The following is a 13,721-nucleotide window of genomic DNA, read 5'->3' as shown; positions in this document are numbered from 1 at the left end:
GTCACTCCACCTCGCTCGCGATGCCGTTCACCGCCGCCGCGGTGACGGCGCTGCCCCCGCGCCGCCCGTGCACGACCAGGTAGGGCACCCGTGCCGGGTGCGCGGCGAGGGCCTGCTTGGATTCTGCCGCGCCGATGAACCCCACGGGCACCCCCACGACGGCCGCCGGCCGGCCGACGCCCTGGTCGATCAGCTCCAGCAGCCGGAACAGCGAGGTGGGGGCGTTGCCGATGGCCACCACGGCGCCGTCGAGGCGGTCCTGCCACAACTGCATCGCGGCGGCGCTGCGGGTGGTGCCCTGCTGCCGGGCCAGGTCCGGGACGGCCGGGTCCCGCAGGGTGCAGACCACCTCGTTGTCGGCGGGCAGCCGGCTGCGGGTGATGCCGGCGGCGACCATCGCCGCGTCGCACAGCACGGGCGCGCCGGCCCGCAGCGCGGCGTGCCCGGCGGCGACCACGTCGGGATGGGCGTCCACGTCGTCGGCGAGGTCGACCATGCCGCTGGCGTGGATCATCCGGACCACCACCCGGGACACGTCGGCGGGGAACCGGGACAGGTCGGCCTCGGCGCGGATGGTGGCGAACGAGCGGCGGTAGATCTCCGCGCCGTCGCGGACGTAGTCGTAGCTCATCACGTTGCTTTCCGTGCGTGGGCCACCCGCTCGGACAGCGGGCCGTCGTGCTCCCCTCGGGGGCTCTCGACACGGTAGCCGGACCCGTCGGCGACCAGCAGGGCGGCCGGACCGGCCGGTCGCCCGCAGCAGCGGTCGCAGCCGGCCCAGTGCAGCGGCAACGCGCCGGCGGGGGGCGGGCCGGCGGCGGCGAGGGCCTCGGCGGCGTCGGCGTGGACGTCGGCCAGGGCGCTGCCGCAGCCGGGCCGGCCGGTGCAGGCGGTCACCCCGATCCACGGTGAGGCGGGATCGACGACGAGCCCGGCCCCGGCCAACCGGGGCGTCGTCGACGCGGGCGGCCCGCCGACGACGACGCTCCGCCAGGGTGTCACCACCACGGTTCCGTCGGCCAGCGCCGCGACGGTGTCGGCCTGCGCCGCGCTGAGCCGGCCCAGCGGGGCCGCCGCGACCACGAGGTCGCCCGGGTGCGGGCCGACCGGCGTCGGACCGCCGCGTGGCGGGTCGACCGGGTCGGCGCCGGCGCCGCCCAACGCGGCGACGATCGCCGGGGCGGCCTCGGGCAGGTCCGCGACGCGCCAGATGTCGCGCCGGTCACCCCGGTGGCCGAGGAAGGCCCGCGCGGCGGCGACCACCACGTCGGCGACCTCGTCGATGCGGGCCCGCAGCCCGACGTCCCGGCCGGCCAGCAGCAGCGCCCCGGTGCCGGCGGTCCAGCACAGGTCGGCGCCGAGGGCGGTGACGTCCCCCCGGCCGTCGTCGAGGGCGATCAGGAAACGGCCGCTGAGCTGCGCGAGGTCACCGGCGGCGCAGAGCGCCGCGTCGACGGCGGCGACCAGCGGGCGGACGTCGGCGTCGCCGCCCCCGTCGAGGCCGCTGAGCGGGGACGCGACGATGTTGCGGACCCGCTCGTGGGTGACGCTGGGCAGCAGCCCGGCCTCGGCCAGGGCGGTGGCGACCCGGTCGACGCCGGCGGCGTCGGCGATCCCCCGTAGCTGCACGTTGCCCCGGGAGGTCAGCTCCAGCAGCCCGGTGCCGTCCCGGCGCGACACCTGGGCCAGCCGGCCCAGCTGCGCGGTGGTGAGCCGGCCGCCGGGGATGCGCACCCGCACCAGCAACCCGTCGGCGGCCTGGTGCGCCCGCAGCGCCCCGGGACACCGGTCGTCCGCAGCACGGGGCGACGGGGAGGAGACAGGGGGCACGAAGTCATCGTAGAGTCGGTGTCTCGGCGCGGATCCGCGCCGAGATCAGCATCACGCGGTCGGCGTGGAGGAACCCGGTGCGAGTCCGGGGCGGTCCCGCCACTGTCACCGCTCGGCGCAGCACGTGCCGGGCGGGGAGCCAGACACTCCGGTCGACCGCGACCGACGACCACGGGCGCGGACCCGGGGAGGAGTCACCCAGTGCGTGTGCTGGTGACCGCATGATCCTGCTGCTGTCGACCTCGGACACCGACCTGCTCAGCGCCCGCGCCAGCGGTGCGCCGTTCCGGCTGGCCAACCCGGCGCGGGTCGGTGACGACCCCGACGCGCTGGCCCCGCTGCTCACGGGCGTGGACCTCGTGGTGGTGCGCATCCTCGGCGGCTACCGGATGTGGCAGCCCGGCCTGGACGCGCTGCTCGCCGGGGACCTGCCGGTGGTCGCCCTCGGCGGCGAGCAGCTCCCGGACGCGGACCTGATGGCCCGCTCCACGGTGCCGCAGGGCATCGCCGCGCAGGCGCACGCCTACCTGGCCCAGGGTGGGCCGGACAACCTGCGGGAGCTGCACGCCTTCCTCAGCGACACGGTGCTGCTGACCGGCCACGGTTTCGCGCCACCGGCGGAGCAGCCCAGTTGGGGTGTGCTGCCGCGCGACGCCGCCACGGGGACCGGCCCCACGGTGGGCATCCTGTACTACCGGGCCCACCAGCTCAGCGGCAACACGGCGTTCGTGGAGACGTTGTGCGCGGCCGTCGAGGCGGCCGGCGGGGTGCCGCTGCCGGTGTTCTGCGCCAGCCTGCGCACACCCGACGCCGCGCTGCTGGAGACTCTAAGCCGGGCCGACGCGCTGCTGGTCACGGTGCTCGCCGCCGGGGGGACCCGGCCGGCGGAGGCGTCCGCCGGTGGCGACGACGACAGTTGGGACGTCGGTGCGCTGGCGGCCCTGGACGTGCCCATCCTGCAGGCGCTGGCGCTCACCCAGAGCCGGGACACCTGGGCCGACAGCGACGACGGGCTCAGCCCGCTGGACGCGGCCACCCAGGTCGCGGTGCCGGAGTTCGACGGCCGGCTGATCACGGTGCCGTTCTCCTTCAAGGAGACGGACGCCGACGGGCTGCCGCGCTACGTCGCCGACCCGGAACGTGCCCGGCGGGTGGCCGGCATCGCGGTGCGGCACGCCCGCCTGCGGCACGTGCCGCCGGCCGAGCGGCGGATCGCGGTGGTGCTGTCGGCGTACCCGACCAAGCACGCCCGGGTCGGCAACGCCGTCGGCCTGGACACCCCGGCCAGCGCGGTACGGCTGCTGCGGGCGCTGCGCGGGGCCGGCTACAACGTCGGCCCGGTCGACGGCCCCGACGCCCTGCCCGGCCTGGTGCCCGGCGGCGACGGTGACGACGCCGACGGGGACCGGTTCATCCACGCCCTGATCGCCGCCGGTGGGCAGGACCCGGAGTGGCTGACCGAGGAGAAGCTGCAGGGCAACCCGGTGCGGGTGCCGGCCGCGGAGTACCGCCGCTGGTTCGACGCGCTGCCGGCCGACCTGCGCGACGCGATGACCCGCCACTGGGGTCCGCCGCCGGGCGAGCTTTTCGTCGACCGCTCCGGCGGCGGTGAGGGCGACATCGTGCTCGCCGGGCTACGCGCCGGCAACGTGCTGCTGATGGTCCAGCCGCCACGCGGGTTCGGCGAGAACCCGGTCGCCATCTACCACGACCCGGACCTGCCGCCGACCCACCACTACCTGGCCGCGTACCGGTGGCTGGACGAGCGCTTCGGCGCGCACGCGGTGGTGCACCTGGGCAAGCACGGTTCGCTGGAGTGGCTGCCCGGCAAGAACCTCGGCCTCTCCGCCGGCTGCGGGCCCGACGCGGTGCTCGGCGAGCTGCCGCTGATCTACCCGTTCCTGGTCAACGACCCGGGCGAGGGGGCGCAGGCCAAGCGGCGGGCGCACGCCACCATCGTGGACCACCTGGTGCCGCCGATGGCCCGCGCGGAGAGCTACGGCGACATCGCCCGGCTGGAGCAGCTCCTCGACGAGTACGCCAACATCGCCACCATGGACCCGGCGAAGCTGCCGGCCATCCGCCAGCAGATCTGGACGCTGATCCAGGCCGCCCGCCTCGACCACGACCTGGGCCTGGACCAACGCCCCCACGACGCGGAGTTCGACGACTTCCTGCTGCACGTCGACGGGTGGCTGTGCGAGGTCAAGGACGCGCAGATCCGCGACGGCCTGCACGTGCTCGGCCAGGCCCCCACCGGCCCGGCCCGGGTCAACCTGATCCTGGCCGTCCTGCGCGCCCGGCAGGTCTTCGGCGGTCAGGTCGGCGCGGTGCCCGGCCTGCGGGCCGCGCTCGGCCTCGACGAGGCCGCCGCCGAGCAGACCGCCGAGGTGGACCGGATCGAGGCGGTGGCCCGCCGCCTCGCCGAGGCGATGGAGTCGCACGGCTGGGCCGCCGGGGCGGTCGACGGGGTCTGCGCGGAGGTGCTCGGCCCCGACGATCCCCGCGCCGACGTGGTCCGGCGGGTGCTCGACTTCGCCGCGACCGAGGTCGCGCCGCGCCTGGCCGGCACCACGGACGAGCTGTCGGCGGTCCTGCACGCCCTCGACGGCGGGTACGTGCCGGCGGGGCCGAGCGGCTCACCGCTGCGCGGACTGGTCAACGTGCTGCCCACCGGGCGGAACTTCTACACCGTCGACCCGAAGGCGATCCCCAGCCGGCTGGCCTGGGAGACCGGGCAGGCGATGGCCACGTCGCTGCTGGAGCGGTACCGCCGCGACACCGGTGACTGGCCCCGCTCGGTCGGGCTGTCGGCGTGGGGCACCTCGGCGATGCGCACCGCCGGGGACGACATCGCCGAGGTGCTCGCGCTCGTCGGGGTGCAGCCCACCTGGGATCCGGCGTCCCGACGGGTCACCGGGTTCGAGGTCGTCCCGCTGGCCGACCTGGGTCGGCCCCGCATCGACGTGACGCTGCGCATCAGCGGCTTCTTCCGGGACGCGTTCCCGCACGTGGTGACGCTGCTCGACGACGCGATCCGGGCGGTGGCCGCCCTCGACGAGCCGGACGAGGAGAACTACCTCGCCGCGCACGCCCGCGCCGACGCCGCCCGGCACGGCGACGAGCGGCGGGCCACCACCCGCATCTTCGGCTCCAAGCCGGGGGCGTACGGGGCGGGCCTGCTGCCGCTGATCGACAGCGGGAACTGGCGCGACGACGCCGACCTGGCCGAGGTGTACACGGTCTGGGGTGGGTTCGCCTACGGCCGGGGCCTCGACGGCCGGCCGGCGCGCGAGGACATGGAGTCGGCGTACCGGCGGATCGCGGTGGCGGCGAAGAACACCGACACCCGCGAGCACGACATCGCCGACTCCGACGACTACTTCCAGTACCACGGCGGGATGATCGCCACGGTGCGGGCGTTGACCGGGCAGGCGCCCCGGGCGTACATCGGGGACAGCACCACCCCGGACGCGACCCGGACCCGTTCGCTGACCGAGGAGACCGCGCGGGTGTTCCGCGCCCGGGTGGTCAACCCCCGGTGGCTCGCGGCGATGCGCCGGCACGGCTACAAGGGCGCCTTCGAGATGGCCGCCACGGTGGACTACCTGTTCGGCTACGACGCCACCGCCGGGGTGGTGACCGACTGGATGTACGAGCAGCTCGCCGAGAGCTACGTCCTCGACCCGGAGAACCAGGCGTTCCTGCGCCGGTCGAACCCGTGGGCGCTGCGCGGCATCGTCGAACGGCTCACCGAGGCGGCCGACCGGGGGCTGTGGGCCAAGCCGGACCCGGAGCTGATGGACGCGCTGCGGCAGGCCTACCTGGAGGTCGAGGGCGACCTGGAGGACCGGGGCTGACCCCTGGTGTCCCGGGGCCGGTTCGGCCCCGGGACACCAGGTCAGACGGTGGCCGGCCGGGCGGCGTCGGCGAAGGCCGCGACCGCGCCGACGACGGTGACGGCGGGTGGACGCAGCCCGTGGCTGGCCGCGACGGCGGCGATGCCGTCCAGCCGGGCCGGCAGGATCCGTTGCTGCGGGGTGCCCCCGTTCTCGATGCTGACCGCCGGGGTGGCCGGGTCCATGCCGTGCGCGAGCAGCGCCGCGGCCACCTCGGGCAGGGTCTGCACCGCCATCAGCAGCACGACGGTGGTGCCCGCGCGGGCCACCCCGGCCCAGTCGACGGTGCTGCCCGGGTCGCCCGGTGGCAGGTGCGCCGAGACGACCGTGAAGCCCTGGGTGAGGCCACGGTGGGTCACCGGGACCCCGGCCAGCTCCGGTACGGCGACGGCGCTGGAGATCCCCGGCACCACCTCCACCGGCACGCCGGCGGCCCGGCAGGCGAGGACCTCCTCCATGCCCCGGCCGAAGACGTACGAGTCCCCGCCCTTGAGCCGCACCACGTGGTGTCCCGCGCGGGCCTCCTCGACCAGGATCTCGTTGATCCGCTCCTGCGGGACGAACGCGCCGCGCGGCACCTTCGACACGTCGACCACCCGTACCCCGGGCGGCAGCTCGCGGAGCAGGGCGTGCGGCACCAGCCGGTCGGCGACCACGACGTCGGCCTCGGCGAGGCGCTGCAGACCGCGCCGGGTGACCAGGCCCGCGTCGCCGGGCCCGGCCCCCACCAGCGTGACCCGTCCGGTGGCCGGCGGGCCGGCAGCAGCCGCCGGGGCGACGGCCGGGGCGGCGGCGGGTGCCGGCGTGCCGGCGGACCGGCGGGGCAGGGGCACCGCCACACCGGTGGCGTGCCGGTGCGCGGCGAGCGCGAAGCGGGCGGCCAGCCGGGGATGCCCGGCCCAGTGCACGTGCAGGTACGAGGCGTGGACCTGCCCGGTGGGGCCGCCGACGACCCCGTCGAGGGTCGGGGCGGGGGTGCCGTGCGCGGCGGAGGGACGGGGCTGGAAGCGCCAGGCCGGCGCCGACTCGGCCAGCGGCTCGACCCGGGTGCGGTGGAACTCGTGGCCGGTGACCGGCTCCTCGGCGTCGGCGAGCAGGCCGGCGGTGGCGGCGCGGGCCTCCCGGTAGCCCAGCACCAGCCGGTCGGTCATCCGGGCGTGCAGCGGGAGCACGCCGGTCATCGGCGCGCCGTCGAGGTCCCGGGCGAGGTAGAGCAGCCCGGCGCACTCGGCCACCACGGGCAGTCCGGCGGCGGCGGCCGACGCCACCGCCCGGCGCAGCGGGGCGTTCCCGGCCAGGTCGGCGGCGTACATCTCGGGGAACCCGCCGCCGAGGTAGAGCCCGGCGGCGCCGGCGGGCAGGGCGGGGTCGCGCAGCGGGTCGACGGGGGCGAGGCGGACGCCCGCGGCGGCGAGCAGGTCGTCGGTCTCGGCGTACCGGAAGGTGAAGGCCGGTCCGGCGGCGACCGCGACGGTCGCGTCGACGGTCAGGCCGCCGAGTTCGGCGGCGGGTTCCCAGGCCGGGCCGGGCAGGGCGGGGGCGCGGCGGGCGACCGCGACGACCGCGTCGAGGTCGACCCCGGCGGCGACGTGCCCGGCGAGCGCGTCGACGGTGCGGCGCGCGGCGGCGGCCCGTTCGGCGGCCGGCACCAGGCCGAGGTGGCGGCTGGGGGTGTCCAGCGCCGGGTCCCGGCGCAGCACCCCGAGCACCGGTACGCCGGTGACGGCGACCGCCTCCCGGATCTCCGCCTCGTGGGTGGCCGACCCGACCTTGTTGAGGATGATCCCGGCGACGGTGAGCTGCGGGTCGAAGGTGGCGAAGCCGTGCACCAGCGCGGCGATGCTGCGGGAGGTGCCGGAGACGTCCACGACGAGCAGCACGGGGGTGCGGGTGAGCCGGGCCACGTGTGCGGTGGAGGCGAAACCGGCCCGGCCGACGGCGCCGTCGAGCAGGCCCATCACGCCCTCGACGACGGCGATGTCGGCGGGTGCGCCGACGGTGACGCCGTGCCGCAGCAGCGGCAGGACCCGCTGCTCGCCCTGGAGGAACGGGTCGAGGTTGCGGCCCCGGCGGCCGGTGGCCAGGGCGTGGTACCCGGGGTCGATGTAGTCCGGGCCGACCTTGTGGCCGCTGACCACCAGGCCGCGCTGGCGCAGCGCCGCCATCAGCCCGGTGGCCACGGTCGTCTTGCCCTGCCCGGAGGCGGGAGCGGCGACGAGCACCCGGGGCGGGAGGGTCACCATTCGATCCCCCGCTGGCCCTTCTGCCCGGCGTCCATCGGATGTTTGATCTTGGTCATCTCGGTGACCAGGTCGGCGGCGTCGACGAGCCGGGGGTCGGCGTCCCGGCCGGTGATGACGACGTGCTGGCGGCCGGGCCGCTGCCGCAGGGTGTCGACGACCTCCTCGACGTCGACCCAGCCCCACTTCATCGGGTAGGTGAACTCGTCGAGGACGTACAGGTCGTGGGCGGTGGCGGCGAGCCGGCGCTTGATCTCGGCCCAGCCCTCCGCGGCCTGCGCGGCGTGGTCGGCCTCGGTGCCCTGGGTACGGCTCCAGCTCCACCCGGCGCCCATCTTGTACCAGGCGACCGGCCCGCCCTGCCCGGTCTGGGCGTGCACCTGGTCGAGGGCGCGCAGGGCGTTCTCCTCCCCGACGCTCCACCGGGCGCTCTTGACGAACTGGAACACCGCGGTCGACCAGCCCTGGTTCCACCCGCGCAGCGCCAGCCCGAAGGCGGCGGTGGACTTGCCCTTCATCTGACCGGTGTGGACGATCAGCAGCGGCCGGTTGCGGCGCTGCCGGGTGGTCAGCCCGTCGTCGGGAACGCTGACCGGTTGGCCCTGTGGCATCAGGCAGCCTCGCTTCCGGGTCGGGTCGCCGTGCGGGTCCGCACCGCGTGGGCGAGGGTGTCGGCGGCGACCCCCTCCAGGGGCAGGTGCTCCCCGCCGAGGACGGCGGCGAGGTCGGCGGCGAGCCGCATCCGGATCCGGCCCTGCTCGCAGTCGACCACCACGCTCGGCGTGCCGTCGGCGGCGAGCAGCCGGGCCACGTGCCGGGCCCGGGGCACCGCCTCCGGGCCCGAGGTGGCCCGGCCGTCGGTCACCACCACCAGCAGCGGGCGGCGTCGGGGGTCCCGGATCCGCTCCACCCGCAGCACCTCGCGGGCGCGCAGCAGCCCCTCCGCCAGCGGGGTGCGGCCCCCGGTGGGCAGCGCCTCCAGCCGGGCGGCGGCCACGTCCACGCTGGCCGTCGGAGGCAGGGCCAGCTCGGCCCCGGCGGCCCGGAACGTCACCAGGCCGACCTTGTCGCGCCGCTGGTAGGCGTCGAGCAGCAGGGACAGCACGGCGGCCTTCACCGCGCCGACGCGCTGCCGGGCCCCCATCGACCCGGAGGCGTCGAGGCAGAACAGGATCAGGTTGCTCTCCCGGCCCTGCCGCACCGGCAGCCGGACGTCGGCGGGGCGGACCAGGAGGCCGGGGCCCCGGCGGCCCCGGGCCCGCTGGTGCGGGGCGGCGGCGCGCAGCGTCGCCACCAGGTGCGGCCGGCCGGTCACCCCGGCGGTGGGGCGCTGCTCCCCGACGGTACGTCCGTTCGTGGTCAGGGCGGCGGAGCGGCGCCCGGCCGTACCGGCTCCGGTGCCGGTCACCCGCAGCAGCCGGGCCCGGTACGGCGCACCGGCCGGCACCGGCGTGCCGGGCGGGGGCGCGGTGGACGGCTCCCCGTGCTGGTCGGTGGCGGGCCGCTGCCGGTAGGGCCGCCCGTCGTCGGGCTGGTCCGGCCCGGACCCGCCCGGACCGCCACCGTCGGGTGGCCCGTCCGGACCGTCGTCGGGGTCGTCCGGCCCCGGCGGTCCGTCAGGTGGGGTGGGGCCGTCCGACGGCGGCTCCGGCTCGTCGGCGGGGGGCGGCGGCTCGTCGAGGCCGGCCTCGGTCAACGCCCGGTCCAGGTCCGCCTGGTCCTGCTGGGGCGGGTCGAACGGGTTGCGGCGGCGGCGGTGCGGCAGGGCCAGCCGGGCCGCCACCCGCACGTCACCGGCGGTCACCCCGGTCCGCCCGCACCAGGCGGCGTGTGCCAGCGCGGTCCGGGCGATGACCAGGTCGGCCCGCATCCCGTCCACCTCGGCGGCGGCGCACAGGGCCGCGATGCGGACCAGCATGTCGTCGTCGAGGCGGACCTCCGGCAGCAGCGCCCGGGCCTGCGCCACCCGCGCGCCCAGCGCCGCGTCGGCCTCGGCGTACCGGGCGGCGAAGCCCTCCGGGTCGGCCTCGTACGCCAGCCGTCGGCGCATCACCTCGGCCCGTACCTGCGGGTCGCGGCTGGCGGCGACCTCGACGGTGAGGCCGAACCGGTCCAGCAGTTGCGGGCGCAGCTCCCCCTCCTCGGGGTTCATGGTGCCCACCAGGACGAACCGGGCCGCGTGCGTCACCGACACGCCCTCGCGTTCCACGGTCGCCCGGCCCATCGCGGCGGCGTCGAGCAGCACGTCGACGAGGTGGTCGTGCAGCAGGTTGACCTCGTCGACGTAGAGCAGGCCGCGGTGCGCCGCGGCGAGCAGACCGGGGTCGTAGCTGGTCACGCCCTCGCTCAGCGCCCGTTCCAGGTGCAGCGCGCCGAGCACCCGGTCCTCGCTGGCCCCGACCGGCAGCTCCACCAGCCGCGCCGGCCGGGTCGAGGCCGGCGGCACGCCCGGGTGCGGCCCGTCGGGGCACTGCGGGTCGACCGTGCCCGGGTCACAGGAGAACCGGCAGCCCTGGACCACCTCGACGGGCGGCAGCAGCGCGGTCAACGCGCGGACGGTGGTGGACTTGGCGGTGCCCTTCTCGCCCCGGACCAGCACACCGCCGATCGCCGGGGAGACGGCGCACAGACTCAACGCCAACGCCATGTCGTCCATGCCGACGACGGCGGAGAACGGGTACGACCGCACGGTCACACCTTTCACCTCGCGCGGGATCCTCGCCCGCGACCGGTCACCGACCGTGACGTGACGCGTGGCGTGCACGACCCGGCACGACGGGGCGAGTATCTGGCTTCCGGGTCCGGCACGCCGGGCCCGGTCACAGTGGCGGGACCGCCCCGGATTCGCCGCCCCGTCCCGGGGCCGGCTCACCGGTGTTCCTCACCGCGCCGTCGCCGCGAATGATGTCACACCCGCCCCCGCGTCGGCAGGGGTGCGCGGGTCTGGACTAGCGTTGCGACGCGTGAACTCCACGACACCCGGCGCGTCGGTCACCGTCGTCGGCATCGGCGCGGACGGTTGGCCGGGCCTCGGTGACCCCGGCCGCGCCGCGCTGCGGCACGCGCAGGTCGTCCTCGGTGGGGGCCGGCAGCTCGACCTCCTGCCCGGGGAGGTGACGGCGCAGCGGGTGCCCTGGCCGACGCCGTTGCTGCCCGCCCTGCCCGACCTGCTCGCCGCCCACGCCGGGCGGCGGATCTGCGTGCTGGCCAGCGGTGACCCGATGTGGTTCGGCATCGGCAGCCACCTGGCCCGGCTCGTCGGCCCGCACCGGGTACGGGTGCTCGGCCACCCGTCGTCGATCTCGCTGGCCTGCGCCCGGCTGGGCTGGCCGGTCGAACGGGTGACGGTCCGCAGCGCGGTGGGCCGCGACCTGGACCGGGTCCGCCGGGACCTCGCCCCGGGCCGGCTGCTGCTGGTCCTCGGCCCCGACGCCACCACCCCCGCCGCGCTGGCCCGGACCCTCACCGACGCCGGGTACGGCGCGAGCGAGCTGACGGTCCTGGCGGCGCTGGGCACCGACCGGGAGCACCGCGTCGACGGCTGCGCGCACGACTGGAACGCCGAGCCGGGTGACCCGCTGCACGTCGTCGCGGTCCGGGTCGCCGCCGCCCCCGGCACGCGGGTGCTCTCCACCGTGCCGGGGCTGCCCGACGACGCCTTCGACCACGACGGCGCCCTGACCAAGCGGGAGGGCCGGGCGCTGGCCCTGTCCCGCCTCGCCCCCACCGTTGACGACCTGCTGTGGGACGTCGGGGCGGGCTGCGGCAGCATCGCCGTCGAGTGGCTGCGCACCGACCCGTCCACCTCGGCCGTGGCCGTGGAGGCGCGGGCCGAGCGCGCCGAACGGATCACCGGCAACGCCCGCGCCCTGGGCGTGCCGCACCTGCGCGTCGTCCGTGGGCAGGCACCGGACGCCCTCGCCGACCTGCCCGCGCCCGACGCGGTCTTCGTCGGCGGGGGGCTCACCGCGCCCGGGGTCTTCGACGCCGTGTGGACGGCGCTGCGCCCCGGCGGCCGGCTCGTCGCGCACGCCGTCACCCTGGAGGGCGAACGGGTCCTCGTCGACCAGAGTGTCCAGCGTGGTGGCGACCTCACCCGGTTGTCGGTCGAGCGCGCCGCCCCGCTGGGCGGTTTCACCGGTTGGAAACCGGCCCGGCCGCTGGTGCAGTGGGCGGTGACCAAGCCGTGACGGTGTACTTCATCGGCGCCGGGCCGGGCGCGGCCGACCTGATCACCGTGCGCGGGCAGCGGATCCTCGCCCGCGCCCGGGTGTGCCTGTACGCCGGCAGCCTGGTCCCCGGCAACCTGCTCGCCACCTGCCCGCCCGGGGCGCGGCTGGTCGACACCGCCGACCTGACCCTGGACGACATCGTCGCGGCGATGACCGACGCCCACGCGGAGGGGCACGACGTGGCCCGGCTCTGCTCCGGTGACCCGGCGGTGTTCAGTGCCGTCGCCGAGCAGGCCCGCCGGCTCGACGCGGCCGGCGTGCCGTACGAGATCGTTCCCGGGGTGCCGTCGTACGCCGCCGCCGCTGCCGCGTTGCGCCGGGAGCTGACCGTGCCGACCGTGGGGCAGACGGTGATCCTCACCCGCGCGCAGGCCCGCTCCACGCCCATGCCCGCCGGGGAGGACCTCGCGGAGCTGGGCCGCAGCCGGGCCACCCTGGTCCTGCACCTGGCCGTCGCCCACACCCGGCAGATCGCCGAGACACTGGTCCCCCACTACGGCGCCGACTGCCCGGCCGCCGTGGTCGCCAACGCCAGCCGCCCGGACGAGATCGTCCTGCGCGGCACCCTGGGCGACATCGCCGACCAGGTGGCGGCGGCCGGGGTACGCCGGACCGCGGTGATCGTCGTCGGCGCCGTCCTGGCCGCCGAGGGCTTCCCCGACAGCTACCTCTACTCCCCCGCCCGGGACCGCCGGGCGAAGCGGCCCGACCCGACGGGAGACTGAACCCTCATGCGGACCATCCTCATCATCGGGATCGGCGCCGGTGACCCCGGCCAGCTCACCCTGGCCGCCGCCGACGCGATCCGGCAGGCCGACGTGTTCTTCCTGCTCGACAAGGGCGCCGAGAAGCAGGACCTGATCGCCCTGCGGCAGGAGCTGATGGCCCGCTTCGCCGACCCCGGGCACCGGGTCGTCGAGGTACGCGACCCTGAGCGCGACCGCACCACCGACGGCTACGTCGGGGCCGTCGACGACTGGCGGCGCGCCCGCGCCGACCTGTTGGAGGAGGCGATCGCCGCGCACGTGCCGGCGGACGGTCACGGCGCCTTCCTGGTGTGGGGTGATCCCGCGCTCTACGACAGCACCCTCGCCGTGGTCGAGGAGATCCAGGCCCGGGGGCGGCTCGCCTTCACCCACACGGTGATCCCGGGCGTGAGCAGCGTGGCGACCCTCGCCGCGCGGCACCGGATCGGCCTCAACCGGGTCGGGCGGCCCTTCCTGGTCACGACCGGCCGCCGGCTCGCGGCGCAGTTCCCGCCCGGCGTCGACGACGTGGTGGTCATGCTCGACGCCCACTGCGCCTTCACCCGGTACGTCGACGAGGACCTGGACATCTACTGGGGCGCCTACCTGGGCACCGCCGACGAGATCCTCATCGCCGGCCCGGTGCGCGAGGTCGCCGCGCGCATCGTGGCCGCACGCGCGCAGGCCCGCGAACGCAAGGGCTGGATCATGGACACGTACCTGCTGCGCCGCCGCGACCCCCGGGCCGGCACGGCGGCACCGGCGTAGCGGGCG

General features: G+C 76.7%; 9 protein-coding genes and 1 riboswitch. Of the genes, 4 read left to right on the top strand and 5 right to left on the bottom strand.

Translation table 11 applies throughout. From position 1 onward, the window contains the following. Position 1: 1 nt before the first annotated feature. Both ACQUFX_RS05330 and ACQUFX_RS05325 read right to left on the bottom strand, forming a co-directional pair. Entirely contained in the window at positions 2–631 is a 630-nt protein-coding gene (locus tag ACQUFX_RS05330; RefSeq protein ID WP_428964901.1) for a precorrin-8X methylmutase, read from the bottom strand. After that, positions 631–1,830 (bottom strand): precorrin-3B synthase, encoded by a 1,200-nt coding sequence (locus ACQUFX_RS05325; protein WP_428964900.1) that lies wholly within the window; start codon positions 1,828–1,830, stop codon positions 631–633. Before ACQUFX_RS05325 ends, ACQUFX_RS05330 begins: the two co-directional genes overlap by 1 nt. 67 nt (positions 1,831–1,897) lie before the next feature. Continuing rightward, positions 1,898–1,979: riboswitch (cobalamin riboswitch) on the top strand. Positions 1,980–2,051: 72 nt separating this feature from the next. Between ACQUFX_RS05325 and cobN the strand changes: the two genes are divergently transcribed. Then, positions 2,052–5,690: a cobaltochelatase subunit CobN gene (gene cobN, locus ACQUFX_RS05320; RefSeq protein ID WP_428964899.1), complete on the top strand. Its 3,639-nt coding sequence runs from the start codon at positions 2,052–2,054 to the stop codon at positions 5,688–5,690. Positions 5,691–5,731: 41 nt separating this feature from the next. Here the strand turns inward: cobN and ACQUFX_RS05315 are convergent, their stop codons facing one another. Genes ACQUFX_RS05315 through ACQUFX_RS05305 form a run of 3 tightly spaced genes read right to left on the bottom strand, consistent with a single transcriptional unit; the run spans position 5,732 to position 10,664 of the window. Next, positions 5,732–7,969, bottom strand: coding sequence for a cobyrinate a,c-diamide synthase (locus tag ACQUFX_RS05315; RefSeq protein ID WP_428964898.1), 2,238 nt, complete (start codon positions 7,967–7,969; stop codon positions 5,732–5,734). Continuing rightward, positions 7,966–8,580: a cob(I)yrinic acid a,c-diamide adenosyltransferase gene (cobO, locus tag ACQUFX_RS05310; protein ID WP_428964897.1), complete on the bottom strand. Its 615-nt coding sequence runs from the start codon at positions 8,578–8,580 to the stop codon at positions 7,966–7,968. The genes ACQUFX_RS05315 and cobO overlap by 4 nt, the downstream gene beginning before the upstream one ends. Further along, positions 8,580–10,664 (bottom strand): magnesium chelatase subunit D family protein, encoded by a 2,085-nt coding sequence (locus tag ACQUFX_RS05305; RefSeq protein WP_428964896.1) that lies wholly within the window; start codon positions 10,662–10,664, stop codon positions 8,580–8,582. Before ACQUFX_RS05305 ends, cobO begins: the two co-directional genes overlap by 1 nt. Positions 10,665–10,932: 268 nt before the next feature. Here ACQUFX_RS05305 and cbiE point away from each other — a divergent pair, with 268 nt between their 5' ends. From cbiE to cobF, 3 genes are read left to right on the top strand one after another with little or no spacing between them, the layout of a single operon-like run. Continuing rightward, positions 10,933–12,159, top strand: a complete 1,227-nt coding sequence (gene cbiE, locus ACQUFX_RS05300; protein WP_428964895.1) for a precorrin-6y C5,15-methyltransferase (decarboxylating) subunit CbiE — start codon at positions 10,933–10,935, stop codon at positions 12,157–12,159. Further along, the gene (gene cobM, locus ACQUFX_RS05295) at positions 12,156–12,926 is read left to right on the top strand and encodes a precorrin-4 C(11)-methyltransferase (protein ID WP_428964894.1); all 771 of its coding nucleotides are present in this window, start codon (positions 12,156–12,158) and stop codon (positions 12,924–12,926) included. The genes cbiE and cobM overlap by 4 nt, the downstream gene beginning before the upstream one ends. A 6-nt stretch (positions 12,927–12,932) precedes the next feature. Next, positions 12,933–13,715 carry a precorrin-6A synthase (deacetylating) gene (cobF, locus tag ACQUFX_RS05290; RefSeq protein WP_428964893.1) on the top strand — a complete coding sequence of 261 codons (783 nt, stop codon included), beginning with the start codon at positions 12,933–12,935 and terminating at the stop codon, positions 13,713–13,715. Positions 13,716–13,721: the final 6 nt, after the last annotated feature.

The organism is Micromonospora fluostatini, from assembly GCF_050410825.1.
Classification (GTDB): domain Bacteria; phylum Actinomycetota; class Actinomycetes; order Mycobacteriales; family Micromonosporaceae; genus Micromonospora; species Micromonospora rosaria.
Note: the sequence above shows the minus strand (reverse complement) of the source record. Positions and strands in the feature narration are given on the sequence as shown.

Bases quoted from the DNA above. Each gene is read 5' to 3' on its own strand.
- ACQUFX_RS05330 (WP_428964901.1), bottom strand. From the start codon at position 631: ATGAGCTACGACTACGTCCGCGACGGCGCGGAGATCTACCGCCGCTCG.
- cobN (WP_428964899.1), top strand. From the start codon at position 2,052: ATGATCCTGCTGCTGTCGACCTCGGACACCGACCTGCTCAGCGCCCGC.
- cobO (WP_428964897.1), bottom strand. From the start codon at position 8,580: ATGCCACAGGGCCAACCGGTCAGCGTTCCCGACGACGGGCTGACCACC.
- cobF (WP_428964893.1), top strand. From the start codon at position 12,933: ATGCGGACCATCCTCATCATCGGGATCGGCGCCGGTGACCCCGGCCAG.